Origin of the sequence: Rhodopirellula maiorica SM1 (assembly GCF_000346295.1) — a bacterium.
GTDB lineage: Bacteria > Planctomycetota > Planctomycetia > Pirellulales > Pirellulaceae > Novipirellula > Novipirellula maiorica.
In genome coordinates this window covers 1-2,513 of sequence record NZ_ANOG01000304.1, presented here as the reverse complement: position 1 = coordinate 2,513, position 2,513 = coordinate 1, and the positions used below count along the sequence as shown (strand labels likewise).

Sequence of the window (2,513 nt, the reverse complement as noted above, 5' to 3'; positions counted from 1 at the left end):
TCAAAGCGGAACGAAACGGACTTGCGAGCGTAATCAAAGCTGGGGCGAAAATGAACACGCAAAGACACCTGGCCCGCGATGCACTCCACTCGGCGGATCAAACTCGTCGACCAATAGGTTTCCGGCAGCAATGGACATGCAGCCGGAATCCAGTCGGTTAATCGCAACGTTCCCGAATCGGTTTGGAACGTTGTCTCAAGCACATTGGTTTGATCAACATACTGACGATCCACACGAAAATCCGTGTCCGGCACCAATTGAAAAAAACCGCCTTGCTCGCTGTCGAGCAATCGACAAAAGATCGCGGGACTATCAAACCGCGGCCAACAACACCAATCAACCGAACCATTGCGGCTAACCAATGCCGCAGAATGTCCGTTTCCGATCAATGTATAGTCCGACAGGGAATCTGCTGAAATCACCGTACATCTCGTTTACTGTGGCTCGTTTGTCATGGCGAGTCTGTTATGGAATCCGTCGCGTCGTCAATCTCCACCGACCGTCGCCATCCGGATTTCTCACCTGCGACGCAGCTTGCATGCCAAAACAAGGCGTAAATTCGGCATACGGTTTGCATACCTCAGGAGGGTATTGTTGGAAATGAGTTTTTCCGGTACTGCGACGGACCACTTTGACGGACGAGGGGCAATTGGTTTGATCCCAAAGGCGGCACACCGTTACAGATTACCTAGCTGTAACCACCGACTCGGTTGCACTAACGAGCAAATGGATTGATCCCACTTGCGTTTACCCAGGGAGGGTATCCACTCGATATTTCTGAAGGAGTAAGGGATTTTCACCAAAGCGGTAGGTCGCAGGAGCGTAAACAAGTGAACCGACGTCGATCAATGCTTGGCATGTTGTCTATATTTGTCGTGACTGCTAGCACTTCGCTGGTTTCCGCCCAGCCTCCCGAGCCGGGGCATCGTTTTTTGCCCCCGCCGCCGGTTCCCGACGCTCCCTTCGGATTGAGCGACCTGGATGCGGCCGGCCCGCTGTTTCCCGAACAGCGACTGGCGGACGACGCTTACCCGATGGCTCCGCCTCCGGTGGTTGTCGATGGTCAAGTCGTTGACAGCGCGATGTCGCAGGACGCAAGCGTTATCGGTTATTCGCTGAGCGATTTCTTGTCACTGGCTGCGCAGAACAATCCGACACTCCGTCAAGCTCGGTTGCAAATTTCAGGCGAAACGGCCAAGGCATTGCAAGCCGGACTCTACCCCAACCCAACCTTGATCTATAGCGGCGAACAAATCGGGGTGGACGTGCCCGGTGACAAAGATTCGCCTGGCGAGTTTCAAGGGATGATTGTGGAACAGCGTTTTGTCACTGCAGGTAAACTGCGGCTGAGTCGTGAAAAGTACATGCGACGTGCCCACGTATCAGAACACCTCGCGATCGCTCAGCAGTTTCGCGTTTGCAACGATGTGCGAATGCATTTCTACCAAACGCTTGCAGCTAGCCAAATACTGCAACTGCGACGCGAGCTATTGAAGACAGCCGAAGACGGGGCAGTAACGGCACGCGAATTATATAATCTAGGGCAAGCAACGCGTCCCGAAGTCCGCCGATCCAACATTGCATTGCAACGAGCACGATTGGATGTATTGACCGCCGAAAATCATTATCGAGAACAGTTTCGTCGACTGGTTTCGCTCGTCGGTGTCGACTTCGCCGTGGCGCCTGTAGCGGGATCATTGATGCCCGAAACCGCTCCGCTTTCCTATCAAGACGCTTTGTCAACGTTGCTTGCCGAAAGCCCCGAATTGATGGCGGCACGTGCGAAGCTTGCCGAAGACCGAGTGACATTGCAGCGAGAACGAGTCGAGTGGGTACCCGACATCGTTGCTCGCGGTGGAGCGGGTTACAACTTCGACGCCAAAGAAACCGTGGCGGCTGCAGGCGTCTCGATTGAACTGCCGGTGTTTGACCGCAATCAAGGAACCATCCGACAGGCGCATGCGGACCTGATGCGTCAACAAGAAGAAATTCGACGTACGGAACTCGATCTACAGCGACGTTTAGCGAGCACGTATCAGCGGTATTTGACATCGCTTCAGATCGCCACCGAATACGATCGAGTGATCATCCCCGAAGCGGAAATGGCGTATAAAGAACTGTTGGAAAGTTACAAGGACAACCGCGTCGATTGGCCCGATGTGCTTTCGGCTCAAAACGATTTATTCGATGCACGGCTGACACAAATTCAACAGCTCGAGATGGTCCGAAGCAACGAGGTGCTTGTTCGAGGATTCCTGCTGCATGGCGGCTTGGAAGCGGCACCCCGACCCACACCTCCGGGCCATATCGATGCAACTCCGCAACCACGGTAGAGCGGGGAAAGTGAGGAGTGGAAAGTGAGGAGTGAGGAGACTGGAGACTGGAGTCTGAAGACTGGAAAGAGGACGAAGGGAATCGATGAAGTTTCATTTTGCACCCGGGAGATTTAATCCATGTCGAACCACGAAGATCGTCGCCAATTCTTGAAAGTCGGTTACGCTGGCAGCCGCGGC

The 2,513-nt window shown here is 54.0% G+C and carries 2 protein-coding genes; one reads left to right on the top strand and one right to left on the bottom strand.

Annotated elements, in window-relative coordinates; genetic code table 11:
• On the bottom strand, positions 1-422 hold a 422-nt coding region (locus tag RMSM_RS09925; protein ID WP_040765065.1), incomplete at its 3' end, for a trehalase-like domain-containing protein.
• A gap of 435 nt (positions 423-857) precedes the next feature.
• Here RMSM_RS09925 and RMSM_RS09920 point away from each other — a divergent pair.
• A complete protein-coding gene (locus RMSM_RS09920; protein ID WP_236622074.1) occupies positions 858-2,333 on the top strand; it encodes a TolC family protein in 1,476 nt (491 codons plus the stop codon).
• Positions 2,334-2,513: the final 180 nt, after the last annotated feature.

Bases quoted from the DNA above. Each gene is read 5' to 3' on its own strand.
- RMSM_RS09920 (WP_236622074.1), top strand. From the start codon at position 858: ATGTTGTCTATATTTGTCGTGACTGCTAGCACTTCGCTGGTTTCCGCC.